Origin of the sequence: Marinobacter salexigens (genome assembly GCF_002806945.1) — a bacterium.
Lineage (GTDB): Bacteria > Pseudomonadota > Gammaproteobacteria > Pseudomonadales > Oleiphilaceae > Marinobacter > Marinobacter salexigens.
In genome coordinates this window covers 70,321-95,069 of the sequence record NZ_NIHC01000010.1, presented here as the reverse complement: position 1 = coordinate 95,069, position 24,749 = coordinate 70,321, and the positions used below count along the sequence as shown (strand labels likewise).

Annotated in this window: 18 protein-coding genes and 1 pseudogene; 7 read left to right on the top strand and 12 right to left on the bottom strand. The window is 54.4% G+C overall.

Features of this window, described 5'->3' with window-relative positions; all coding sequences use genetic code 11:
* The 8 genes and pseudogenes from CDH47_RS16475 to CDH47_RS16440 all read right to left on the bottom strand — a co-directional run.
* Nucleotides 1-1,090, bottom strand: a 1,090-nt coding sequence (locus CDH47_RS16475; protein WP_100641299.1) for an AAA family ATPase, incomplete at its 3' end; no start/stop codon positions are given.
* A 35-nt stretch (nt 1,091-1,125) separates the two neighbouring features.
* Entirely contained in the window at nt 1,126-2,223 is a 1,098-nt protein-coding gene (gene aroB, locus CDH47_RS16470) for a 3-dehydroquinate synthase (protein ID WP_100641298.1), read from the bottom strand.
* Complete coding sequence (gene aroK / locus CDH47_RS16465) at nt 2,216-2,782, bottom strand: shikimate kinase AroK (RefSeq protein ID WP_100641297.1); 567 nt, start codon at nt 2,780-2,782, stop codon at nt 2,216-2,218. The genes aroB and aroK overlap by 8 nt, the downstream gene beginning before the upstream one ends.
* A 138-nt stretch (nt 2,783-2,920) precedes the next feature.
* Nucleotides 2,921-4,984: a type IV pilus secretin PilQ gene (locus CDH47_RS16460; RefSeq protein WP_193601670.1), complete on the bottom strand. Its 2,064-nt coding sequence runs from the start codon at nt 4,982-4,984 to the stop codon at nt 2,921-2,923.
* A 65-nt stretch (nt 4,985-5,049) separates the two neighbouring features.
* Nucleotides 5,050-5,597, bottom strand: a pseudogene (locus CDH47_RS16455) (pilus assembly protein PilP).
* 2 nt (nt 5,598-5,599) lie between these two features.
* Nucleotides 5,600-6,211, bottom strand: coding sequence for a type IV pilus inner membrane component PilO (locus CDH47_RS16450; RefSeq protein WP_100641296.1), 612 nt, complete (start codon nt 6,209-6,211; stop codon nt 5,600-5,602).
* Nucleotides 6,211-6,774, bottom strand: coding sequence for a PilN domain-containing protein (locus CDH47_RS16445; protein WP_100641295.1), 564 nt, complete (start codon nt 6,772-6,774; stop codon nt 6,211-6,213). Before CDH47_RS16445 ends, CDH47_RS16450 begins: the two co-directional genes overlap by 1 nt.
* A complete protein-coding gene (locus CDH47_RS16440) occupies nt 6,774-7,838 on the bottom strand; it encodes a pilus assembly protein PilM (RefSeq protein ID WP_100641294.1) in 1,065 nt (354 codons plus the stop codon). The genes CDH47_RS16445 and CDH47_RS16440 overlap by 1 nt, the downstream gene beginning before the upstream one ends.
* Nucleotides 7,839-8,033: 195 nt before the next feature.
* Between CDH47_RS16440 and CDH47_RS16435 the strand changes: the two genes are divergently transcribed.
* Nucleotides 8,034-10,553, top strand: coding sequence for a penicillin-binding protein 1A (locus CDH47_RS16435; RefSeq protein ID WP_100641292.1), 2,520 nt, complete (start codon nt 8,034-8,036; stop codon nt 10,551-10,553).
* Nucleotides 10,554-10,639: 86 nt separating this feature from the next.
* On the opposite strand, the gene CDH47_RS16430 is transcribed toward CDH47_RS16435, so the two are convergent.
* Both CDH47_RS16430 and rpmE read right to left on the bottom strand, forming a co-directional pair.
* Nucleotides 10,640-11,905 (bottom strand): malic enzyme-like NAD(P)-binding protein, encoded by a 1,266-nt coding sequence (locus CDH47_RS16430; RefSeq protein WP_100641290.1) that lies wholly within the window; start codon nt 11,903-11,905, stop codon nt 10,640-10,642.
* A gap of 227 nt (nt 11,906-12,132) precedes the next feature.
* Nucleotides 12,133-12,357, bottom strand: coding sequence for a 50S ribosomal protein L31 (gene rpmE, locus CDH47_RS16425; protein ID WP_100641288.1), 225 nt, complete (start codon nt 12,355-12,357; stop codon nt 12,133-12,135).
* A gap of 215 nt (nt 12,358-12,572) precedes the next feature.
* On the opposite strand from rpmE, the gene CDH47_RS16420 reads away from it, so the two are divergent.
* The 6 genes from CDH47_RS16420 (at nt 12,573) to hslU (ending at nt 21,023) form a co-directional block, all read left to right on the top strand.
* A complete protein-coding gene (locus tag CDH47_RS16420; RefSeq protein ID WP_100641286.1) occupies nt 12,573-14,747 on the top strand; it encodes a primosomal protein N' in 2,175 nt (724 codons plus the stop codon).
* A gap of 195 nt (nt 14,748-14,942) precedes the next feature.
* Entirely contained in the window at nt 14,943-16,436 is a 1,494-nt protein-coding gene (locus CDH47_RS16415) for a hypothetical protein (protein ID WP_153045491.1), read from the top strand.
* 156 nt (nt 16,437-16,592) lie between these two features.
* Nucleotides 16,593-18,278, top strand: coding sequence for an arginine--tRNA ligase (gene argS / locus CDH47_RS16410; RefSeq protein ID WP_100641282.1), 1,686 nt, complete (start codon nt 16,593-16,595; stop codon nt 18,276-18,278).
* Nucleotides 18,279-18,287: 9 nt separating this feature from the next.
* Nucleotides 18,288-18,920: an SPOR domain-containing protein gene (locus CDH47_RS16405; RefSeq protein WP_100641280.1), complete on the top strand. Its 633-nt coding sequence runs from the start codon at nt 18,288-18,290 to the stop codon at nt 18,918-18,920.
* A 214-nt stretch (nt 18,921-19,134) separates the two neighbouring features.
* Nucleotides 19,135-19,689, top strand: coding sequence for an ATP-dependent protease subunit HslV (gene hslV, locus CDH47_RS16400; protein ID WP_100641278.1), 555 nt, complete (start codon nt 19,135-19,137; stop codon nt 19,687-19,689).
* Between the two features lie 2 nt (nt 19,690-19,691).
* Nucleotides 19,692-21,023: an ATP-dependent protease ATPase subunit HslU gene (gene hslU / locus CDH47_RS16395; protein WP_100641275.1), complete on the top strand. Its 1,332-nt coding sequence runs from the start codon at nt 19,692-19,694 to the stop codon at nt 21,021-21,023.
* 50 nt (nt 21,024-21,073) lie between these two features.
* Here hslU and CDH47_RS16390 read toward each other — a convergent pair whose 3' ends face one another.
* Together CDH47_RS16390 and ptsP are read right to left on the bottom strand one after the other, a co-directional pair.
* Nucleotides 21,074-22,318 carry a patatin-like phospholipase family protein gene (locus tag CDH47_RS16390; protein ID WP_100641273.1) on the bottom strand — a complete coding sequence of 415 codons (1,245 nt, stop codon included), beginning with the start codon at nt 22,316-22,318 and terminating at the stop codon, nt 21,074-21,076.
* A gap of 115 nt (nt 22,319-22,433) precedes the next feature.
* Entirely contained in the window at nt 22,434-24,740 is a 2,307-nt protein-coding gene (gene ptsP / locus CDH47_RS16385; protein WP_100641271.1) for a phosphoenolpyruvate--protein phosphotransferase, read from the bottom strand.
* Nucleotides 24,741-24,749: the final 9 nt, after the last annotated feature.

Below are 24,749 nucleotides of genomic sequence, written 5' to 3'. Positions count from 1 at the left end.
CAGGCTCAGGCTCAGGCTCAGGCTCAGGCTCAGGCTCAGGCTCAGGCTCAGGCTCAGGAATAGGGTCCGCCGTTGCCTCTGGCTCTGTCAATAGCGGAGGCGCTTCCACGGGCGCTATTTCCTCCGGCGTTTCGGGGCCTATGGTTATGCTTCTGCGCACCCGCTCAGGCTCAGGAACCGCTTCGCCTTCCAGAGCCACGGTTTCTTCATACTGCCGGGACACGAACCACCAAGAGGCCGCCAGAATTAACAGCGCCAGCACAGGTAGGCGCAACTGCCTGAAATCAATACGGCGGGCTTGTTTTTGTTTTGAGGCTTCAGAAACAATATCCAGCCAAATACCTGGTGTCACCCTTTTCAACCGCGAAAAACTGCCTTGGCTGAGATCGTGTATTCGCTTGAGACGAGCAGGGCTCAGGAGCTCATTTACTTTCCCACCCGCCTTATGAACTCGCGGCTCAAGGTAAGAAAACACCTCTTCCCTGGTAAGTGGTCGCAAATGTACCTGATGCACAGACGCAGAGGCATCACCAATCCCGAGAAGCGCCACCAGCCGATCTTCACCGGCAAAAACCGGAACAGCTGCCTTGGAGCGATCGGCCGCCAGAAAACCATCGAGGATTAACCCCAGAACCTCTGGAGGCGCCCGATCAGCATCATCTATCAGCAAGACCATGCGCTGGCCTTTGCCAGCTTTGCTTTCAGTCCAGCGGAAAAAGCGATACACAACTTCGCGCGGATTGTCATCCGCATTAGCTCCGGAACGGGTAACCTGCCGAAGGTCCCTTGCCAGGGCATTGGAACTGGTCATGGCTGCGGCAGAAAGGCGATGAAAGCCAAGCCGTGATGATTCGCTGCGCACTAATTCTGCCAGCAGCCGGCTTTTCCCCGATCCGGGCGCGCCGGTGAGTAACAGCGCCATATCGCCAAAGCCACATAGATGCCGCAGTGATTCGAGGGCGTGGTGGCGCATGCCATCCGGGAAGAACGGGCTTTCCATTTCCAGAGGGTTATCTCTCAGACCATATCGCTGCTGTAACCGAGGGAATAAGCCGCCGCCTTCCAGGCTGTTAAAGCTGTCGTCTGTCACAAAAGATCCCTGCTACTCAATGTTACTGACCCGGATCAGCCTTGCTGATGGCAGAATGCGCTTAGCGTCGCCTTGAGATTTTCCGTCGATGCATCGGATGTAACCACCGCTTCACCCAGGGCTCTGAGCAGGACAAGCCTCAACCTGCCGTCAACATTCTTCTTGTCAACGGCCATCAGGCTCATAAAGTCTGCAGGGGTCATTTGTGCCGGAGGCAACTCAGGCAGGCTGGCCTTGCGAATAATACGCACAACGTGATCATAATCAGCCAGGCTTATGGTCCCTTCCCGGGCTGACAGATCGGCAGCCATAATCATCCCCGTACCGACCGCTTCGCCATGGAGCCAGTTACCATAACCGGCAAAGGTTTCAATGGCATGGCCAAACGTGTGACCTAGGTTCAGTGTAGCCCGTACCCCGCTTTCCCGCTCATCCTGAGCCACCACCTCTGCCTTGCACAAACAGGAGCGGAATATGGCTTCTGCAAGAGTTTTGCTGTCACAGGCTACCAGCTGATCCATTTCCTGCTCCAGCCAGTCCAGAAAAGCTGTATCCCGGATCAGCCCATATTTAATAACCTCAGCCAGCCCCGCCGACACTTCCCTCGGGGGCAAGCTCTGCAGTGTATCTGCGTCAATCAATACGGCCTCTGGCTGATGAAAGGCGCCAACCATGTTTTTCCCGAGGGGGTGATTAATGCCGGTTTTGCCACCCACAGAAGAATCAACCTGGGATAACAACGTGGTAGGGATCTGTATAAACGGAACGCCACGCTGATAGGAGGCTGCTGCAAAACCCGTCATATCACCAACAACACCACCACCTAACGCCACCAGTGTGGTTTTTCGGGTGTGTTTGTTCTCCAGAAGAGCATCAAAGATAAGATTCAGTGTCTGCCAGTCTTTGTGCTTTTCGCCATCCGGAAGCACGACTGTATCGATAGCCTTGCCGGGAAAGCAGGCCTTGGCCTTTTCCAGATACATGGGTGCAACCACATCGTTGGTTACAATCATGACCTGAGAGCCGCCAACATAACCGGAAAGATCATACTCACCCAGCATGCCTTCACCGATCACAATAGGGTAGCTGCGCTCCCCCAACTCTACTCCAAGTTTGTGAAGCACGTTATACATGGTTACGGCCCTCCTTTCGCATCTGCCTCTGATGTCGCGGCGTTTTCGGGTTTATGCGATTAACAAGTTGGCGCACTACAAGCCGGGGGCTCTTGCGATCTGTATGCATAATGATGTCAGCAAGTTCGGTGTATAGAGGATCCCGGACAGCAAACAGCCTACGCAAAACCCCTTCCGGGTCGTCGTTTTGAAGCAATGGCCGGTTCCTGTCTTTGCGTGTTCGCTCCACCTGCTGCTCTACGGATGTTCTCAGGTAGATAACCGTCGAGTGCTTTTTAAGAAGCGGGTGGTTTTCAGCGCGCATAACAGCCCCGCCACCGGTCGCCAACACAGTCTCAAACTCAGTGGACAACTCTTCCAACATTGCCGTTTCTCGCTGTCGGAACCCGTCTTCGCCCTCAACATCGAAGATCCATGGGATATTTGCCCCACAACGCTCCTCAATGATTCGGTCAGTATCAAGAAACCTGTACCCTAATTCCCGGGCAAGCATGCGGCCAATGGTACTTTTACCTGCACCCATGGGGCCAACCAAGACTATGCGTTTGGGCAAAGACATAACTTCCGCTCAATAATGTTCAGGCGGGTGAGAATATCACAGGGCTGAGGATTCCATAAGCTTCAGCATGAGCACCACAGATCTGCAGACACAAAAAAGCCGCCGGTTTTATCGCGGCGGCTTTTTCTCTGACTCCGATTACTGAATCAGATCGTTCTTGATGATCTTCGGTGTAATGAAGATCAGGAGTTCACTGCGAAGCTCGGTTGTTTGAGTCCGCTTGAACAGCCGCCCAAGATAGGGAATATCACCCAGGAACGGCGTCTTGGTTGTGGTCTCCGTGTTGGTGGACTCGAAAATACCGCCCAACACAACGGTTTCACCGTTTGCAACCAGTACCTGCGTGGTCACAGAGTTGGTATTGATTGCGGGACCGGCGTCAGTGTCCTCACCACGGGAATCCTGGTTTACCGCAAGGTCCATAATGATTTTGTCGTCAGGTGTGATCTGTGGAGTCACCTCAAGCGACAGCACGGCTTCTTTAAACTCGGTTGAGGTCGCACCACTGCTGGAAGCTTCCTGATAAGGAATTTCCTGACCGGACTTGATGGAGGCTGTTTGGCGATCGGCGGTTACCACACGAGGCTGAGACACAATCTCTGCCTTGCCATCGCTCTCCAGCGCAGAGAGTTCGAGATCAACCAGGAAGTCATCGCTGCCAAAGCCGATGGCAAACGACGAGGCGCCTTCGCCGCTAACACCCAGATCAACCGCCAGAGCACCCGGGAAGGTAATGCCACCGGTACCACCACTTGCAAGATCCCTGGCTTCCCCGACTGTCCCCAAAGAGCCGCCAACAGACACCACGTTATCGCCACTCACATTGTAGGCCGCTCCACCCCAGCGCACACCGAGGCTTTCAGAAACATTATTCTGAGCCCGCACAATACGCGCTTCGATGGAAACTTGGCGGACTGCCACATCCCATGTCGAAATGAGCCGACGAATCTCCTCCAGTTTCTCCGTTGTTTCACGAACACTGATGGTATTAGTGCGCGCATCAGAAGACACGAAGCCTCTGCTTGAGATCAGTTCCTGATCTTCTTTGATCAGAGCAACGATATCAGCAGCCTTGGCATAGTTAATCTGGACAATGTCCAGACGAACCGGTGCGAGTTCTGCAATCTGCCTGGTAGTCTCAAGCTCAAGCTTCTCACGTGCTGCAATTTCATCGGCCGGCGCCACCAGCAACACGTTGCCGATCTGGCGCTTATCCAGCCCCTTGGTTTTCAGGATAAGATCAAGCGCCTGATCCCAGGGAACGTTCTGCAGGCGCAGAGTGATGCTGCCACCTACCGTGTCACTGGCAACCAGGTTCAAGCCGGTGAAATCCGCTATCAACTGAAGCACTGATCGAACTTCAATATCCTGGAAGTTCAGGGAGAGCTTTTCTCCGGAGTACGGGAACTTCTGCTCACGGCGGGTTTCAGCTTCTTCTTCAGTCAGCTTTTCAACGGAGACCGTAAACTGGCTACCCGACTGGTAAGCAATATAGTCATAATTGCCTTCAGGGCGGATTTCCACCACCGCATTACCGTCTTCCACGAAAGTGTCAATGCGGCTTACCGGTGTTGCAAAGTCGGTTACATCCAGGCGACGACGCAGATCAGCTGGCACGGAAATCCCGTCCATGGTGAGGCGGATTTTGCCACCCAGCTCAGACAGGTCTACCGGCGCGCTGGCGCTTCCCAGATCAACAATGACACGACCCTCGCCATTTTTACCACGACGGAAATCAACGCCGGCCAAGCTGTTTGGCGCGGAGGCGGGTGCAGACGCGGCCGCTGTTCCGGTTGAGCTGGCAACACTCGCACCGGCACCAGTCTCGCCACCAATCGTCATTACCAGCGAGTTGTCGTTTCTGACGGTCTCGTATGGCGCAAGCTCCACCAGATTAAAGATCAGGCGAGTGCGATCCTTTGTCTCTACCACTGTCATGCTCTGGGCGTTGCCCGACCCGAGTGGGATACTCCGGGTGTTGAGCCCACTGGTAGTGTCCCGCAAATCCACGGCGATGCGGGCCGGACGCTCAATGGTGTAACCCGACGGCTCGGGCGGCTGACCATCAAATTTCAGTGTCACTTCCAGGCGCTCTCCCGGTAGCGATGAAAACGACACGTCTTCCAGCGTGACCGCACTGGCCAGGCCGGATAACAACCCAAAAGCAATCACGCTGACGTATACATTGAGTTTTCTGAACATCGCTAGCCTCGACCCCGAACTTTTTTGTACATGCATTTTTCTTTCAGTTTTCATCAAGTCGCTCCTTAGCCTGCGTCTTCGTCCAGGGTCAGAGAGCGAGGACGCTCTACCCAGCCACCCCGGCCATTGGGAACGATTTCGATAAGTTCTATACGGGTTTCACCAACGCCGATGATCCGGCCGTAGTTCTGCCCCATGTAATTCCCGGCACGAACCCTGTGAATACCGCCCGCATTATCGCGGATCAGTGCAAACAGGTTCCCAGTCACACCCTGAAGCGTACCCACCATGCCAAGATCCTTGAGATCAAAATTCTCAAGCACCTCTTTAGGACGATCCAGATTGGGCTCAACATCACTGATTGGTTTTTCATCAACCATAGTCAGCTGAACATCCAGCGGTGGCTCAAACGGAGCCCGCCTGTCTGCTGCCGAGTAACTGAAGCCTCGTAAGCGCTAAACTCAGGTAATGGCTCCACGTGCCCCCTGGGCTTGGCTCGGGTGTCTGCCATGAACTTGTCCAGATCAGAAAAACCGCTGCCCTGGGAGCAGGCCGTCAAAAGTGATACCAGACAAACACCCAGCCAGGCTTTTCCCGCATGCTTTGCTGCCATGCTTATTCTCCAGCCCGGTAGCGGTAAGTGCGCGCAACAACCTGCATATCAAGTCGCTCGCCGTCTCCGCCAGTTGGTTTAATGGTTAAATCGTGCAGGGTTACAATCCGTGGCAGGCTTGCGACACTGCTTACAAACGATGCCAGCTCATGATAGGAGCCTGAAACACGTATGTTGATCGGCAACTCGGAATAGAAGTCGCGCTTCTGCTCGGGCTGGAGCTTTACTTCCTGAAGCGCAAGGCCGCTACCCAGAGCGGTGTTGGTAATATCCTCGAGAAGACCCGGCACTTCCGTCTCGCTAGGCAACTGCCGAACAAGAGCGCCAAAGGTTTCTTCCATTTCGACCATCTGTGCCTTGAAAACCTCCAGGTTGGCTACCTGATAAGCTTTCTCTTCATACTTTTTGCGCAAGTCCTGCTCAGTTTTCTCGACCCTGTCGAGTTGCACATATTGATCTTTTACAAAGAACCAATACCCGCCCCCCATAATCAGGCCGAATATAATCAGAACGACAATCGCTTTGACCGGTGCAGGCCAGATGCCGGCATTATTGATATCAAGATCGTTAATATCGAATTCGTTGAGGCTTTTCAGAGAGTCCGCGAGGCTCATTACTTATCCTCCCCTTCGGGCTCAGGTGTTTGCTGTTTTACAGTCATAGTGAACTCACTGTAGCCCGCACGCTGCCCATCCGCTGAAGATACGTTGGACAGATTGGGGCTGGTGAACCAGTCGGATTCATCAAACTGACGCATCAGCGTTGACACGCGGCTGTTGGATTCGGCCATACCCACTATGCTCACCTGCTCACCCGACTTCTTCAGATCGGTGTAGAAAAGGCCATCTGGCAAAGTGCGAACCAGCTCATCAAAGGCACGAACGATGACAGGACGCTTACCCTGCAAATCCTGAATAACCTTCATGCGAGCCAGAAGCTCGTCACGCTTGCGCTTGAGGCTATCAATTTCACGAATTTGCTCATCAAGCTTTTTGGTAGCGGACTCGATGTAAGCGTTCCGCGACTGCTGATATGCAATACCGCTGTCAAGATCCGAGCTCCACAGGAATGTCAGCCCGGCGGCAATAATAGCGGCGCCCAAAACCATCACAACAAACTGCTTTTGCTTCTCTGCCCGGAGCTCCTCGCGCCAGGGCCTGAGGTTAATTCTTGCCATTAGTCGAAGCTCCTCATTGCCAGGCCACAAGCAATCATCAGCGACGGAGCATCGTTACTCAAAGCAGATGCGTTAACCCGCGAACCAACGGCCATTTCCGCAAAGGGATTAGCGACCAGCGTCGGCGTACCTGTTTTCTCTTCCACCATTTCCGTCAGCCCCTGAATAGAAGCAGTACCGCCGGCAAGCACCACGTAGTCCACCGCATTGTACTGACTGGCACCGAAGAAGAACTGGAGTGCACGAGCAACCTGCTGAACCACCGCTTCACGAAAAGGTGTCAGCACTTCGGACTCGTAGTCATCAGGCAGCCCACCCTGCTTCTTGGCTAGCCCGGCCTCTTCAACAGAAAGTCCGTAACGACGTTGAATTTCTTCGGTGAGCTGTTTGCCACCAAAGATCTGCTCTCGCGTGTAAACCGTTTTACCTTCAGCCAGAACGCTCAGGGTCGTCATGGTAGCGCCAATATCGACAATTGCGACCACCAGTTCTTCTCCCTGGGAGTCGAGCTGGGACTCAATCAATCCGTAAGCACGCTCCAGCGCGTAGGCCTCAACATCCACAATTTTGGTGTTGAGCGATGCGATCTCAAGCGCATCCTCCCGAATATCCACGTTCTCTTTGCGGCAGGCTGCCAGCAGAACATCGACCTGATCCGGGTTCGCTTCCGAAGGGCCCTGAACTTCGAAATCGATCGAGACTTCATCCAGGGGATAAGGAATGTACTGATCGGCCTCCAGGGCGATCTGGTCTTCCATTTCAAACTCGTTCAAGCCGCCGTCCATCTGGATCACCTTGGTGATGACCGCAGAACCGGAAACCGCAACCGCCACTTGCTTGACACTGGTACGGGATTTGGAGGCCACCCGCTTGAGCACCTCTCCAACCGCCTCTACATCCGTTATATTTTTTTCAACGACAGCGTTAGCCGGCAGTGGCTCAACGGCGTAGCTCTCGACTTTATACCGGTCGCCCTGCTTCGACAGCTCCAGAAGCTTGACGGAGCTGGAGCTCACATCGACGCCTAATACTGCACTGGATTTCTTTCCGAACAATCCGAACACGCGCTCACCCTATACCTGGTTAGTTGCACCCGGTTACATGTGTTATGTGTTTTTTATTTAAGAGAATTTCTTCATTATTCCGTTTACACTATCCGAACTTGTTCAGTTGGGGACAATTGCAACGGTGAAGCGACTCATCCTTCCTAAAGCAATTTCTCAAATGATAGACCTATATCCAACAGTTGTCAGAAAAAAATGTCCCATTTGTTGCGTACATCTCGCCTTTTTGTATGGTTATTTCTCACCGGACTGAGTGTCGCCGTAATCTTAGGCTCAGGCTTCTATCTCTACCTTCGCCCTGGCCTTCCCCCAGTCGAACAACTTCTGGATATAAAACTCCAGACGCCGTTACGGGTATACAGCAAAGACCACAGATTAATAGCAGAATTCGGTGAAAAGAGAAGGGCACCGATCACAATCGAACAGATCCCAACAATCCAGTTACAAGCCTTTATGGCCGCGGAAGACTCGCGATTTTACGAGCACTTCGGGGTCGACATCAAAGGGCTGGCGCGGGCTGCGATCGAACTGGTCTCCACCGGCTCAATCCAATCTGGCGGCAGCACCATCACAATGCAGGTTGCAAAAAATTACTTTTTGTCACGTGATCGGACGTTTATTCGCAAGTTCAACGAGATACTTCTGGCTCTTCAAATAGAGCGTGAACTGGACAAAAACCGGATTTTTGAGCTGTACCTGAACAAGATCTATCTGGGCAACCGGGCTTACGGCATTGCCGCTGCGGCTCGCGTCTATTACAACAAGCCTGTCAGCGAACTCTCCCTGGCCCAAATGGCCATGCTGGCCGGCCTGCCCAAAGCGCCCTCTGCCTACAACCCTCTTGCCAACCCCGAGCGGGCTCTGCAACGCAGAGACTGGATTTTGGGGCGAATGAAGGATCTTGGATATATCGGCCCGGATGGCTACGAACTGGCCATTCAGGCGCCGGTTACCGCCACATACAACGCCACAGAAACGGAAGTAGATGCGGACTATGTAGCTGAAATGGCCCGAGCGGAGATGGTGGAACGCTTTGGCGAAGAAGCGTACACCGATGGCTACTCAGTGACACTCACCGTAGACAGTAAAGAGCAGCAGACAGCAACCGACGCACTGAGAAAAGGGCTTGAAGCCTATGATCGCAGGCATGGGTTCCGCGGAGCCATAGGCAAACTTGACGCCAAAACCCTGGCTAACAATGACCTTAACAGCGTGATGCTGAACTATCCGAGAATAGAGTCCTTGATGCCAGCCGTTATCACGAGCGTAAACGATGACAAAGGCGAAGCCAGCGCCCACGTTCGCCAGTTCGGCCCGGCCGTCATGCCATTGGAATCCATGCAGTGGGCCCGGCGCTACAGAACAGTAAACCTGACTGGCCCCAAACCAGAAAAGCCCTCGGATGTTGTCAGCGTGGGCGATGTTGTTTACGTGCGGATCGACGAACTGCCAAAAGTGGCCACGCCAACTGAGCCCGGCGAACTCCCCGAGACTCCCGCCTCCGAGATAGCTCAGCCAGTCAAGGTTTCACTCATGCAGCCGCCAAAAGCCGAGGGTGCACTAATCTCCCTTGCAGCAAAAACCGGCGCCATACAAGCACTTGCAGGCGGCTACAGCTTTGGCCAGAGTAAATACAACCGCGCCATGCAGGCAAAACGCCAGCCAGGCTCCACTTTCAAGCCCTTCCTGTATCTGAGCGCTCTTGAAAGCGGCAAAACACCCGCCACGATATACAACGATGCACCCATTGTATTTGACGACTCGGAACTCGAAACCGCTTGGCGGCCACAGAATTCCTCAGGCCAGTTTTACGGTCCCACACCGCTTCGCCAAGCGCTCACCCGCTCACGCAACCTTGTATCCATCCGGCTCCTGAGAGATCTCGGCATTGCCAATATGCTGGACTACCTTGATCAGCTCAAGGTGCCCACCGAAAACATGCCCCGGGACCTGTCACTCTCTCTTGGCAGCGGCCAGCTTTCCCCCATGGAACTGGCCAGAGGGCTCGCCGTTATTGCCAATGGCGGTTACGACGTCGAGCCATTCCTTATTCAGAGCATCACCGATGTGAACGGTGAGGAAATATATCGGGCACCCGACGTCATTCTCTGCGACCAGGATTGTGACAGCCTCGACGGCGAGAGCACGGCCGCTAACGAAAGCGCATCCGCAGACGACACCCCGGCTCTGACCCAAGACGTCGCACCCGAAACCCGGGTGATGCGCCGACTGGCAGACGAACGCTCGGTTTATATTCTGCACTCGATGCTACGGGATGTGGTCAGGCGCGGAACAGGACGCCGGGCATTAGCGCTTGGACGGGATGACATCGGCGGAAAAACAGGCACAACCAATGAGCAGCGGGACACCTGGTTTGCTGGTTTCAACCACAGCCTTGCCACCACGGTATGGGTGGGTTTTGACCAGCCGGCACCATTGGGTCGCAGAGAATTTGGTGCAAGCACGGCCCTGCCCATCTGGATCGACTACATGAAAGTAGCACTGCAGGGCACACCCTCGTCCTTCATGCCCCGCCCCAACGGTATTGTTAATATCAGAATAAACCCGGCAACCGGAAAACGGGCAAGGCCAGGCGAAGATGGCATTTTTGAAATCTTCAAAGAAGAGGACTCACCAGCCCCGCTGACCGAAGAAAATGAACGCCCCGGGGGCACCAGCGGCAATGGTGACGACCTCTCGCGCCAGATCTTCTGATCCGGGCAGTGCCACTAAACAGGCATCCATAAAAAAACCGGCGGTAAAATACCGCCGGTTTTTTTGTGAGCGAACAACCCCATCAATCAGATGATGTCATCCATGCTCTTCAGTGGATAGTGTGCCGGGTACCCATTACGGGCAACACCAGAGTCCACTGCTGCGCGAGCAACAGCAGCTGGCACAACTTCCAGCAGGCGAACATCCATGGGCTTGGGAATAATATACTCTTTACCAAACTCAAAGCTGTCAGCACCGTAGGCCTGGCAGATCTCCTGCGGAACCGGCTCTTTAGCCAGCTCACGGATAGCATTGACTGCGGCCACTTTCATCTCTTCGTTGATGCTGGTCGCACGAACGTCGAGCGCACCACGGAAGATGAACGGGAAGCCAAGCACGTTATTAACCTGGTTGGGATAGTCTGAACGGCCAGTCGCCATGATCAGGTCATCACGCACAGAGTGAGCTATTTCAGGATCGATTTCCGGATCCGGGTTAGAGCAAGCAAACACAACCGGGTTGGGGGCCATTTTCTTGAGCTGGTCGGCACTCAGCAGATCCGGACCAGACAGACCCAGAAATACGTCAGCCCCGTCAATTGCTTCGTCCAACGTTCGCTTATCTGTGTCGTTAGCGAACATCGCCTTATACTGGTTAAGGTCATCACGACCAGAGTGGATCACACCCTTGCGGTCGAGCATGAAAATATTATCAGAGCTGACGCCACAGCTGATCAATAGCTTCATGCAAGCGATTGCAGCAGCGCCGGCTCCCAGGCACACCACCTTCGCTTCTTCAATTTTTTTGCCCTGAAGTTCCAGAGCGTTGATCATTCCGGCCGCTGTAACAATTGCTGTGCCGTGCTGGTCATCGTGGAAGATGGGCACGTTGCATCGCTCAATCAGCTCGCGCTCGATTTCGAAACACTCCGGCGCCTTGATATCTTCAAGGTTAATACCGCCAAAGGTGTCAGCAATACGCTCAACAGTTTCAATGAACGCCTGAGGGCTTTCAGAATTGACCTCGATATCGAATACGTCAACTCCGGCAAAGCGCTTGAACAGTACGCCTTTACCTTCCATTACCGGCTTGCTTGCCAGAGGACCCAGGTTACCCAGACCAAGAATCGCGGTACCGTCGGAGATAACTGCAACAAGGTTACCCTTGGCAGTGTACTTGTATGCGTTCTCCGGATCCTTTGCGATCTCGCGGACCGGCTCGGCAACGCCTGGGCTGTACGCCAAAGCAAGGTCGCGGGCGGTCGCTGTCGGCTTGGAGATTTCTACACTAATCTTTCCAGGCCGCGGCTTGGCGTGATATTCAAGGGCTGCTTCTTTCAGATCTTGAGACATTGCCACTGTTCCGTTTGTCACGTTTAAAGGTAATAAGCCTCCAGGCGGCAAGTGCCTACCTGAAGGAGCGCGCCATTATGGCGCGCCCGCCCCGAAACGACAAGAGCCATTCGAACAATTAATGATCAGTCAATAGGGCTTATTGCGTATAATCATAAACTTGAATGACTATTTTTGATCTCCCACAAAAAAAGCGCCTTTCGGCGCTTTTTAACTCTGCGACAAAATCAGTCCTTCTTGCCGCCGGCAATACGACCGCCAAAACGCTTCTGGAATTTGTCGATACGGCCACCGGTATCCATAACTTTCTGCTTACCAGTGTAAAATGGGTGGCACTGGGAGCACACATCCAACTGTAGATCGTGGCCGATAGTGGAACGAGTTTTCATCACGCTTCCGCAGGAACAAGTGGCAGTGATGTCATCGTACTTGGGGTGAATACCTTCTTTCATGGCGAACCTCTGTGGGTCATGCCGCTACCTGATCACGGGGCGTTCGCTACAACCCTTGTGCCAGGCACCGCATGTTTGAATCAATTGGAAAGACGGGGCACAATCATGCCCTGCCGCAAACAGACCGCGAATCTTACTTGCAATTATCCTGGCAGGCAAGCCTTGCAGGCGCATGAACCCTGCCTCATACGCACAAATCATTAAAGGATCACCCGGTGCCCTCAACAGCCCGCATTGCGCTGAATCGGCCGCTAAGAAGGCTCTTTGATTATCGGGTGCCGGAAGGCATTCCCCTGCAGCCCGGCCAGCGTGTAAAGATTCCCTTTGGGCGACAGCAGGCTATCGGCCTGGTGGTGGAAACGGATATTGAGCCACCGGAAGGCCTTACCCTAAAGCCTGTGCACAGCACGCTGGAAAACTGGCCAGCTCTGCCGACTGAAACCTTTCAGTTACTGAGCTGGGCCAGTGATTATTACCAACATCCGCTGGGGGAGTGCTTGTTTACCGCCCTGCCGCCCGCATTAAGGCGGGGCCGACCGGCGCTGGAAAAAAGCGACGACTGGTGGCAAGCCTGCGGCAGCAGCGCCGCACTGCCAGCCAACGCCCACAAGCAAAAAAACCTGCTCGACTGGATTGCCCAGCATGAACAAGGCGTAAAAAGCAGCGACGTTACCCGTGCCGGTTTCACCCGCCCACAGCTAAAAGCCCTGCTTGACAAGGAACTGATCCGAGCCGCAGAACCTGGAAGCGCTCGCATTGATGGCACGGAGCATTACGCCTCAGTGCCGGCTCCCGTGTTATCCTCCGCACAGCTCGAAGCGGCCTCCCAAATCCCAGCCACAGAGGACGGCTTCAGCGCTTCCCTTCTATATGGCATAACCGGCAGCGGCAAAACCGAAATTTACCTGCACTACCTCAAAGAGCATCTCTCTTCCTCGGAACAGGCGCTGGTGCTGGTTCCGGAAATCAATCTTACCCCCCAAACCGTTGCCCGCTTCAAGCGTTATTTTGGCGAACGCATTCTGGCGTGGCACTCGGCGCTGAACGACAGCGAGCGCTTGAATGCCTGGCTAAGAATCCGTAACGGCGACCCGGTTATCCTCATCGGCACCCGGTCAGCTGTGCTCCTGCCTTTCACCGCTCTGAAAGTACTGATCGTTGATGAAGAACACGACAGCTCGTACAAACAGGGTGAAGGCTTTCGTTATTCCGGACGAGATGTGGCGGTATACCGGGCACACCTGAACAACTGCCCGGTTATCCTGGGCTCCGCCACGCCTTCGCTTGAGTCCTATCACAACGCACTCGCGGGCAAGTACCGGCTTATAAAACTGGAAGAACGCGCAGGCGAGGCGCTGCCGCCCTCGATCAGCCTGCTGGACATTCGCAGCCGCCCACTTGAGGGCGGGCTTTCCCGCCCTGCCCTGCAAGCACTCAGGCAGACCCTGGACAGCGGCAACCAGGCCCTGGTGTTCGTAAACCGCCGCGGCTTTGCCCCCGTGATGATGTGCTTCGATTGCGGCCACATGGTGGAATGCCCCCGCTGCGACACCCGCCTTACCTACCACCGCCGGGATCGGGCCATGCGCTGCCACCACTGCGACTTCCAGAGGGCAGCAACCGATACCTGCCCTAAATGCAAAAGCGACGCCTTCAAACCCGTGGGCCAGGGCACTGAGCAAACTGAAGACATTCTCGCATCCAACTTCCCCGACACCCCCATTGTTCGGGTGGATCGCGACAGCACCCAGCGCAAAGGCAGCATTCAGACGATTCTGGAACAAGTGAATACCGGAAAACCCTGCATCCTTGTCGGAACCCAGATGCTGGCAAAGGGGCACGACTTCCCGAACGTGACTCTGGTCATCGTCATCAATGCCGACGGAGGGCTTTTCAGCGTCGACTTCCGGGCACCGGAGCAATTGATCCAGACATTACTCCAGGTAAGTGGACGAGCCGGGCGCGGAAGCAAGGCCGGCAAGGTGGTTGTGCAAACCTGCCACAGCGACCACCCCCTCCTGAAAACCCTCTGCAATGGTCGCTATCTGGACATGGCAGATCAACTTCTGGAAGAGCGCGAAGCTGGCAAGTTTCCGCCTTTCCGTGCCATGGCTATCTTTCGGGCGGAAGCAGACACCATGAAACAAAGCCTGCAAATCCTTGACAGCATAAAGCCCCTCGCAACCGCCCCCGGTATCGAGGTTTGGGGCCCACTCCCGGCCCTCATCGCACGGCGAGCCGACAGACACCGGGCACAGCTTGTTCTCAATACCGACAACCGGCGACGCCTCAACAAGTTGTTGACAGGCATTTGCCAAATGCTCGAACAAAAAAGGTTCTCAAAAGGCGCGAAGTGGATGATTGATGTGGATCCGCAGGAAACGGGCTAAGCCGCACCCTTGGTGAAGCGTGATCCGTGTTACAAACAATTGCAGAAATGAATACTAATCAGCATTGTGTGGCTAAAACCTATGCTATGCTTTTCAGCAAACTAACAACCAAATCTGTAAATGCACTTTAGCTTGCGATGATCGAGCAGGAAACAGGCATTTAGAGGCTTTTGCTGTAACGGAAACTGGAGATAAATGATGTCAGGGAAATTTCTTGCGCGTGCGTCGGCGTTGTCGCTGGCTGTGTTTTTGGCGGCCTGCGGAGGGGATGAAAACTCAACCCCTATAGTCCCGATCGGGGAGCAAACCGGAGGAGAGTCCGGAGATGAAAGTGAGCCTGGCGCAGAGCAAGAACAAGTAATCACGCTAGGCTCGGGGCAAGACTCCTCGTTCATCGAAGGACAAATCAAAACCAACATCACCAACTTAGCGCCAAGAGGAACAGCAACACTACAAGTTTCTATTGTGGACGCGTTAAACAGCAACAAGTTAATTACAGATCGGGATGTCGATGTAAGCTTTCGCTCCGGCTGCATCACCAACGAGACAGCAAGCATTGATTCTCCAGTTGTAACGGGTTCGGGGATCGCTGAAACAACCTACACAGCTAACGGATGCACCCCAACAGATACAATTACCGCTTTCATCGACGGCACTCAAGCTTCTGCAAGCGTCGTCCTGAACATTGAAAGCGCAGACGCAGACAGAATCATTTCGAAAGCGCCCCAATACACGTCTATTGCCCCTGCTGGCTCAGGATCATCTAGCCGTCCATCAGAGTCCGAAGTAGGGTTCCGGGTTGTCGATCAAGCTGGTGATCCCGTGCCCGGCGTCGAGGTCAGTTTCAGCATTTCTGGCGATACAGCATCACCAACTATACCCGTTACTATTGATCCACCTGAGGCTACATCAGATGCTAACGGGGAGATTTCTACCCTTGTCATTGCCGGCTCGGACTCGACGGTTATTAGAGTAATTGCCGGAATAGAGACCGTCGATGGTGGCTTAAGTGAAACCCAATCACCACCAATTGCAATTAACTCGACTATTCCCATAGAAAACGGGCTTACCTTAGCCGCCAGCAATTTCATTCCTGACGCCCAGTTCACAGCAGGCACTACAGTTGACTTTACGGTGTTTGCTACCGACAAAAATGGTCAAAATGTTCGCGGAAACACTACTATCAACTTCACAACAACGGGCGGATCTATCACCCCGGAGTGCCAGCTAAATCAAGATGGTGCATGTACAGTCGTTTGGAGAAGCCAGTCACTTTGGCTAACCAAGCCTGAAATCACCGCCACCACAATTGGAGAACTAACTGCCGGTGGAGTAGGAACAATATCGCAAACCGGGGAGCTCTTTGTTTCTAGCTCGAAAGATCCCTCAGTTGACCTTACTGTTGGCACTAGAGCAGGCGAATATTGTGCATCTGTGTCGGTAGCAGATCGCTCAGGAGGTAGAATTCACCCTCCGACGGGAACTGAAGTCGCGTTTGCGATTAAAGACGGCGAAATTCTATCTGCAGAAACCACTAAAACAGTTCGAGGCGGCTCACTCCCCATTGATGAATCAAAGTATGTGGCATGTGTATTCGCTGAACAAACTGACAGCGCAGTACCGGCTCGCCTGACTGTTACCGTCACCACTCCTGGCGAGACCGTCGTTGAAGACCTTATCAGCCTGTAGTGGAAGGCTATAAAATAGCAGTTTTGCAAAAGCCCGGCCCCTGCGCCGGGCTTTTGCTTACAAATCCACTTTCCGCGATAATAGCGCCCATCGAATTTTTGGTGGGCTTTTTTGCTTACCGCCTCCTCATTTTTTCAACCTGAGCCATCTCACAGCATGAAAGAGACCGTTTCCGACCTGCTCCAGTCCGCACTGGCTGCCCTTCAATCTGAAGGCACGCTGCCAGCCGATCAGACCTATACGCCACAAGTAGGCAACACCAAAGATAAATCCCACGGTGACTACGCCTGCAACATTGCCCTGGTTGCCGCTAAAACAGCAGGGTGCGCGCCTCGCAAGCTGGCTGAGATGCTGATCGAGAAGCTGCCAGAAAGCAGTGCCGTGGAAAAGGTGGAGATTGCCGGCCCCGGTTTTATCAACTTTTTCATGAGCGCCGCCAGTGCGTTTGAGATTGTGAATACAATCCTGGATGAAGCCGGCCAGTTTGGCCGCAACAACAGCGGCCAGGGTGAAAAAGTTCAGGTGGAATTTGTATCCGCCAACCCAACAGGCCCGCTGCACGTGGGGCACGGCCGGGGCGCCGCTATAGGTGACTGCCTGTGCCGCCTGCTGGAGGCTAATGGCTATGCGGTTACCCGCGAGTTTTACTACAACGATGCGGGAGCGCAGATCAACAACCTTGCTCTCTCGGTACAGGCACGCGTTAAGGGGCTAACTCCGGAAGACGAAAACTGGCCGGAAGATGGCTATCGCGGCGACTACATTACTGATGTCGCAAACGCCTACCTGGCCGGTGACACGGTTACCGCAGACGACCGGGAAGTGACCGCCAGTGCGGACCCGGACGACCAGGCCGCCATTCAGGAATTTGCGGTGGCGTACCTGCGCCGGGAGCAGGATCTTGACTTGAAAGCCTTTGGTGTCGAGTTTGACGTGTACTTTCTGGAATCGTCCCTGTACGAGGACGGCAAAGTAGCCGCTACCGTAGAACGCCTGCAGGAAAACGGCTACACCTATGAAGACGGCGGCGCCATGTGGCTTAAAACCACAGAGTTTGGTGACGACAAAGACCGGGTCATGCGGAAAAAAGACGGCGGTTACACCTATTTTCTGCCGGATGTGGCCTACCATCTGGACAAGTGGCAGCGCGGCTTCACCACCGTGATCAATGAACAGGGCGCCGACCACCACTCTACGATTACCAGAGTTCGTGCCGGGCTACAGGCGTTGGATGCAGGCATCCCACAGGGCTGGCCGGATTATGTTCTGCACCAGATGGTCATGGTGACCCGCTCTGGGCAAGAAGTGAAAATATCAAAACGCGCTGGCAGCTACGTTACCATTCGCGATCTGATTGACGAGGTGGGCCGGGATGCGACGCGGTTTTTCCTTGCAGCACGGCGGGTTGATTCCCAGTTGACCTTTGATATCGACCTGGCCCGCTCCCAGACCAATGAAAACCCGGTGTATTACATTCAGTATGCCCACGCACGCATTTGCAGCGTGCTGCGGAAACTGGCTGCTGAAGGGGTTGAGCGCGGCCTCAATGAGTGCCTGGGCGACCTGTCTTTGCTGGTTCTGGATGAGGAAAAAGAACTGGCAAACCAGCTGGCAAAGTACCCGGAACTGATTGCCAACGCAGCTAACCAGCGCGAACCACACACCCTCACGCATTATCTGAGGGAGTTGGCGGGCCAATTCCACACGTATTACAACGCCCACAAAGTGCTGATTGAAGACACAGCACTGCGTGACGCCCGCATCAGCCTTTACCTGGCCGTGCGCCAGGTGATTGCCAATGGGCTCGACCTGCTGGGTGTCAGCGCACCGGAAGAGATGTAAGTAACAACAATGTCCCGAGACTATGCTCGTAAAAACCGCTCAGGCGCACCGGCAGCCAGTGCCAGAAAAAAACCTGCCAAGCCCGCTCGCGCGCAAAAGAAACGCGCAAAGCCGGCAGCGCCTGCGCGTTCCCAGCGAGGCGGTTTGTCCTTGAAGTGGATTCTGTCTTTGGCCACGGTTGGCGGCTTTATCGGGTTTATTGTTTACCTGAACTCAGTACCCCCGAGCAGCGGGCCACAACAGCCACCGGTTGTTGAAAAACCAGTAAAGGCTCCGGCGGGGAAAACCGCGAAGCAGGAAGAGAAAAAGCCCGGGTTCCGGTTTTACGAGATGCTGCCGGAATCGGAGGTTATTCCGCCAAAGGTGGAAGAATATACGCCGGGCCCCACCAAGCAGGATTTTGACTATCTCGTGCAGTCTGGCTCATTCCGCAGCAAGGAAGACGCCGAACGCCAGCGAGCGCAAATTGCTTTCCAGGGGCTCAGAGCTGGCGTTCAGCGCATTGAACTTGATAGCGGCTCTGTCTGGTACCGGGTGAATGTTGGCCCGTTCAACAGCCGCAGCCAGATGAACTCGGCTATCGATAAACTTGTTACCATTAATATCCAGCCGCTTATTCGGAAGGTTCCCAAGCAGGGTTAGAATTGAGGCCAGCTGATAGTTGCGAGAGGCTGCAGGGTGCGGCTTTTCAAAACCGTGCAGAGCCATGGATGGCGGAGCCGAGCTTACAGGGAGGTATTCACAGCGTGTTTTGAAAAGCCGCACCCTGTAGACTCCTACTCCAAACTACTTGAATTCTACCAACCTGCCTCCATAACAGCCCAATACCGATTTTTATCAGGCAATTGGAGCCCTAATGACTACCATTCTTTCCGTCAGACGCGATGACGAAGTTGCCATGGGTGGCGACGGCCAGGTTTCTCTGGGAAATACCGTAATGAAGGGCAATGCCCGCAAGGTGCGCCGTCTCTACAACGGCCAAGTAATCGCTGGTTTTGCAGGCGGTACTGCAGATGCCTTTACTCTTTTTGAACGGTTCGAGGCCCAGCTTGAGAAACACAACGGCAACCTGACAAGAGCCGCGGTTGAACTGGCCAAAGACTGGCGCACCGATAGAGCCTTGCGACGACTGGAAGCCCTGCTGGCGGTGGCGGACAAAACCGCCTCGTTGATTATTACCGGCAACGGCGATGTAATCGAGCCCGAAGAGGGGTTGATTGCGATTGGCTCAGGCGGGCCCTTCGCGCAAGCCAGTGCCCGTGCTCTGCTTGAAAATACCGAGCTGTCTGCCCATGACATTGTTGAGAGAGGTTTGAATATAGCGGCAGATATCTGCATCTACACGAACCATAATCGCACCATCGAATTGCTTTCCCAAAAAGCACCCTCCAAAACGACTGATCCGGAGTAACCATGTCTGCAATGACTCCCCGTGAGATTGTTCACGAGCTCAATAAACACATCGTGGGTCAGCAAGAGGCCAAGCGCGCCGTGGCGATTGCCCTGAGAAACCGCTGGCGCCGGATGCAGCTGGACAGCAGCCTTCGCGATGAAGTTACGCCCAAGAACATCCTGATGATTGGCCCGACCGGCGTAGGCAAAACAGAAATTGCCCGTCGCCTGGCGAAACTGGCCGATGCGCCCTTTCTGAAAGTAGAAGCCACCAAATTTACCGAGGTGGGCTATGTTGGGCGCGATGTGGAATCCATTATCCGTGACTTGGCGGATATGGCCGTTAAAATGCTGCGGGTTCAGGAGATGAAGCGCCATGAAGAGCGGGCGCTGGATGCGGCAGAAGAGCGCATTCTGGATGCTCTGATCCCGCCTCCCAGAAGCTTTGGTGAAGACAGTCAAACCTCTTCCGGGGACTCGTCTACCCGCCAGATGTTCCGGAAAAAGCTTCGGGAAGGTGAGCTGGACGATAAGGAAATCGAGATCAATCTGCGCAACTCGTCTGCCGGCGTTGAGATCATGGCACCTCCCGGCATGGAGGAGATGACCAACCAGCTGCAGAGCATGTTCTCCAACATGGCATCAGACAAAGCCAAGCCCCGGAAGATGAAAGTGGCAGATGCCCTGAAACGGGTAAAGGAGGAAGAAGCAGCCAAGCTGGTTAATGAGGAATCCATCAAACACAAAGCCATTCTCGCGGTGGAGCAGAACGGCATCGTGTTTCTGGATGAAATCGACAAGGTGGCCAAGCGTTCGGAAAACACCTCATCGGATGTATCCCGTGAAGGGGTTCAGCGAGACCTTCTGCCGATGATTGAAGGCAGCACGGTGAGCACCAAATACGGCTCGGTGCGCACAGACCACATCCTGTTTATTGCATCTGGCGCCTTCCACCTGTCGAAGCCATCGGACCTGATTCCGGAATTACAGGGGCGCCTGCCAATCCGTGTTGAGCTGCAGGCTCTCAGCCCGGATGATTTCAAGCGCATTCTCACCGAACCGGATGCGTCGCTGGTTCAGCAGTACGAAGCGCTGATGGCAACTGAGGGGGTTAAGCTTACGTTCAGTGAAGATGCCATTGCCCGAATTGCAGAGATTGCCTGGAAGGTGAATGAGACCACCGAGAACATAGGTGCGCGGCGCCTGCATACGGTATTGGAGCGACTTCTGGAAAGCCTGTCATTTGATGCAGGTGATGGCGTAACCGAGGCGTTTGAAGTATCTGCAGATTACGTGAGTGAAAAACTTGGAGAGTTGTCTGAAGACGAGGATTTGAGCCGCTATATCCTCTGATCCGGCAACTCCATCGGGCCAGGCGTGCTTTGCGCGCCAGGCCCGAAACTTTATTCTGCCTTTGCAAACAAATGGCTGACGCTTCCCAACCCTGCCGCCAGCTTGCCCTTCCCGGCAGCTTTTTTCTTCCTGCTTTTGGCCACATACAATGGCAGCATTTCACCATAAAGGCTGGTGCTGATAGTACGCTGCTCATCTTCCAGACGGTCCCGGCGCAGTTTGATGCCGTAAGCCGCCAACTTTGGTTCCAGCTCATCTGCCCGGTTCCGCAAATCGCGGCGCGTCATCTGATAGGCGTGCTCACACACCATTCTCCGTGACTGGAAGCTGAACACGTTGGAGAAAAACAACTTGGCGTCGTCCCGGGTGGGTTCAAACAGCAGTATATCCTTGTCCGGGTAGTCCGTTGCGTAGTGCGCAATGCCTGACTGCATGCGGGAGTAAACCATTGTGCGGTACATCTGCGACAGCAAATTTGGCATGCCCGAGCGGGTCAATTCCCCGGGTGCCATAGAGCCTGCACGGACTGCCGCACTTGCGTCGATTGGAACCTGTGGGTTCACCGCAAAAACCAGATCAGCTCCATCTTCAAAGGCTACGGAAGCGTGCAGACCTTTACGCAGTGTGCCATCCACGTAATAACGCCCATCAATGTCCACCGGCACATACAATCCCGGCGACGCTGTGCTCGCCTGTACCGCCTTGGATATGGGCACATGATCAAAACCGGGAGCACCAAAGCACACGGCATCGCTGCTTTCCACATCCGCCGCAACAATATAGAGGCTGCGCTTCAGTTGCCGAAAGTCGTTAGAACGCCCGAGCATGGAAAAGGCCCGCTTCAGGTAATCGTGCAACCCTTCGTTATCAAAAAGCCCTGCGGGGGCAGCCTGGGCCATTATGGTAAGGGCTTCCAGCAGGCTCTGATCGTAGGGGTTAGTAACAAAACGCTGAACAGCAATGGTGAACAGCCCGGGCACCGCCAGCAACCGGCCTGCCATTTCCTTCAGCGCAGGCCGAAAGAATACATCCGGGTGAAAGGGGTGTACTTCGGCTTCATTGCGCACAAAAATCCGGCACAGTTGGGCTGTCGTCAACTGGTTCGCCAAATTGGCCGCTACAAAGGAGCCGGAATTAACGCCCACGTAAACATCAAGATTGTTGAAATCCAACCCGTCCAGGGCTTCATCCAGCGCCCGGAGTGCACCAATCTCGTAGATACCGCCCAAAGGACCGCCACCGCCGAGCGCGAGGCCGATACGGGGTGCAGGTTTCAGTTCGGTTGGCTTTTTCATGGCCTTTCCTTTTCCGGATAAATAGCCAGATTTTTTCTGGTCTGCCTGACTTACAAGGTAGCAACCCGGTTTAGAGCACGCACCCTATATTTAAAGGTTGCCCGACAGGACATCCTCAGGAGGCAGCCTGCTCCACAATAGCTACACTACTGGATATACCAGGCCTCAGGTAGCGTCCGAACCCGGCATTGCGTAACGCAAGGTCTACACAGCTTTTGATCACATGGGGAGAATCCAGTAATAGTACGTCTTTCAAAAGTTTTACCGCCCATTCCCGGCTAACACTGCGAATCACGGACTTTACTTTTGGCAGGCTGGCCGCGTTCATGGACAAGGAATCGTAGCCCATAGCCATCAGCAGCACTGCACCACCGGGATCCCCCGCCAGCTCGCCGCAGATACCCACCGGCTTACCCACCGCATGGGCATCTTGGGCAATACGCACCAACGCCTGCAAAACAGCGGGGTGGTATGAATGGTAGAGCTGAGCAACCCGGGGGTTGTTACGGTCTACCGCAAGCAGATACTGGGTGAGGTCGTTTGAACCTACAGATAGAAAATCCACACGGTCCGCCAGCTCACGAACCTGGTAAACCGCAGCCGGTATTTCCACCATCACGCCTACCTTGGGCATGTGAATACCAAAACCTTCTTCTCGCACCTCGTGATATACCCGGTAAATAAGGTGCAGAGATTCCTCAACCTCTGAGACATTGCTGACCATTGGCAACATAATCTGGAGATTGTTCAGGCCTTCACTGGCCTTGAGCATGGCCCGCATCTGAACCAGGAAGATTTCCGGATGATCCAGAGTTACCCGTATGCCCCGCCAGCCCAAAAACGGGTTTTCTTCCTCAATGGGAAAATAGGTCAGCGCTTTGTCGCCACCAATATCGAGAGTGCGCATGGTTACCGGGTTCGGCGCAAAGGCTTCCAGTTGTTCCCGGTAATATTGTCGCTGCTCCTGCTCCGACGGAAAGCGATCCTTGATCATGAAGGGCACTTCGGTGCGATAGAGGCCTATGCCTTCAGCACCATGTGACAGTGAGCGCACCACATCGGTCATCAGCCCGGTGTTTACCAGCAGAGGCACCCGGTGGCCGTCGGTGGTTACACAGGGCTTATCCCTGAGCGCTTCCAGCCCGCGGTCAAGCTCAGCCTCTTCCTCGCAAATGGTTTGAAAGAATGCCCTGAGATCTGACGATGGAGAGGCGAAAATCTGCCCCTCAAAGCCATCAACAATCATCTCCTTGCCATCAAGCTGGTTCACAGGAATATCCACCAGCCCCATAACCGTGGGTACGCCCATTGCGCGGGCAAGAATGGCGACGTGGGAGTTACTGGAGCCCTTGACCGAAACCAGGCCCACCAACTGCCCACGAGGTACTTCTCCGAGCATGGCAGGCGTAAGTTCTTCACTGACCAGAACCGTCTGTTCCGGGTAGTTCAGATCCTTTTGCTCTCCCTCTTGCAGATAGGAAAGCAGACGGCGGCCGAGATCGCGGATATCGACGGCCCGTTCCTGCAGGTAGTGATCATCCATCATTTCAAAATGACGAACGTAATGCTGAACAACCTGTTTGAGCGCGCCCTGAGCCCAATTTCCTTCCCGAATCCGGTTATTGACCTCGCCGGGCAAGGCTTCGTCACTTAACATGCGAAGATAGACATCAAACAGCGCTAACTCCTCCGGGCGAAGCCGCGATGTCAGGCGTTTTGCCACTTGCCCAATATCTTCACACACTGCCTGCACAGCCGACTGGAATAGCTCCAGCTCGAACTCCAGGTCTTCCGCTGGCTTATCGGGAACAACATCCAGATCTGCCGCCGGGTAGACCACCACACCATGGCCAATGGCTACACCCGGGGCGCCTGGCACACCGTTGAAGCTGACGTCACGGGCCTCTTCCCCAGTGAGCGACAGGCCGCTAATGGCACCGGTTGCCTCACTGTGGGCTATAACTCCCGCCAGCTGAGCAGAAACCGTAACCAGAAATGCCTCTTCACCTTCATCAAAACACCGGGAACTCTCGCGCTGCTGAACAACAAGAACACCAAGCACCCGGCGGTGGTGAATAATAGGAACCCCAAGAAACGAGCGAAAGCGCTCCTCGCCGGTTTCGGGGAAATAGCGGTAACGGGGGTGGGAAGGTGCGTCTTCAAGATTGATAGGCTCCTCTCGGGAGCCTACAAGGCCCACAAGACCTTCTGAGTGGGCCAGGCTCACTTTGCCTACGGCCTTGGGGTACAGACCTTCCGTTGCCATCAGAATGTAGCGGTTGGAAGCCGGATCCAGCAAATATACCGAACACACCTCGGTGTTCATCGCCTTTTGCACCCGCGACACGATAATACCCAGCGCTTCCGAGAGATCCCGGGCGCTGTTTACCTCTTGTACAAGACTTCGCAGAATGCTCAGCATAGGTGTGTC

Coding starts and splice junctions, on each gene's coding strand:
- aroB (WP_100641298.1), bottom strand. CDS start 2,223: ATGTATAACGTGCTTCACAAACTTGGAGTAGAGTTGGGGGAGCGCAGC.
- argS (WP_100641282.1), top strand. CDS start 16,593: ATGAAAGAGACCGTTTCCGACCTGCTCCAGTCCGCACTGGCTGCCCTT.
- CDH47_RS16390 (WP_100641273.1), bottom strand. CDS start 22,318: ATGAAAAAGCCAACCGAACTGAAACCTGCACCCCGTATCGGCCTCGCG.
- ptsP (WP_100641271.1), bottom strand. CDS start 24,740: ATGCTGAGCATTCTGCGAAGTCTTGTACAAGAGGTAAACAGCGCCCGG.
- CDH47_RS16460 (WP_193601670.1), bottom strand. CDS start 4,984: ATGTTCAGAAAACTCAATGTATACGTCAGCGTGATTGCTTTTGGGTTG.
- hslV (WP_100641278.1), top strand. CDS start 19,135: ATGACTACCATTCTTTCCGTCAGACGCGATGACGAAGTTGCCATGGGT.
- CDH47_RS16435 (WP_100641292.1), top strand. CDS start 8,034: ATGTCCCATTTGTTGCGTACATCTCGCCTTTTTGTATGGTTATTTCTC.
- aroK (WP_100641297.1), bottom strand. CDS start 2,782: ATGTCTTTGCCCAAACGCATAGTCTTGGTTGGCCCCATGGGTGCAGGT.
- rpmE (WP_100641288.1), bottom strand. CDS start 12,357: ATGAAAGAAGGTATTCACCCCAAGTACGATGACATCACTGCCACTTGT.
- CDH47_RS16415 (WP_153045491.1), top strand. CDS start 14,943: ATGATGTCAGGGAAATTTCTTGCGCGTGCGTCGGCGTTGTCGCTGGCT.
- CDH47_RS16450 (WP_100641296.1), bottom strand. CDS start 6,211: ATGAGCCTCGCGGACTCTCTGAAAAGCCTCAACGAATTCGATATTAAC.
- CDH47_RS16405 (WP_100641280.1), top strand. CDS start 18,288: ATGTCCCGAGACTATGCTCGTAAAAACCGCTCAGGCGCACCGGCAGCC.
- CDH47_RS16445 (WP_100641295.1), bottom strand. CDS start 6,774: ATGGCAAGAATTAACCTCAGGCCCTGGCGCGAGGAGCTCCGGGCAGAG.
- CDH47_RS16430 (WP_100641290.1), bottom strand. CDS start 11,905: ATGTCTCAAGATCTGAAAGAAGCAGCCCTTGAATATCACGCCAAGCCG.
- hslU (WP_100641275.1), top strand. CDS start 19,692: ATGTCTGCAATGACTCCCCGTGAGATTGTTCACGAGCTCAATAAACAC.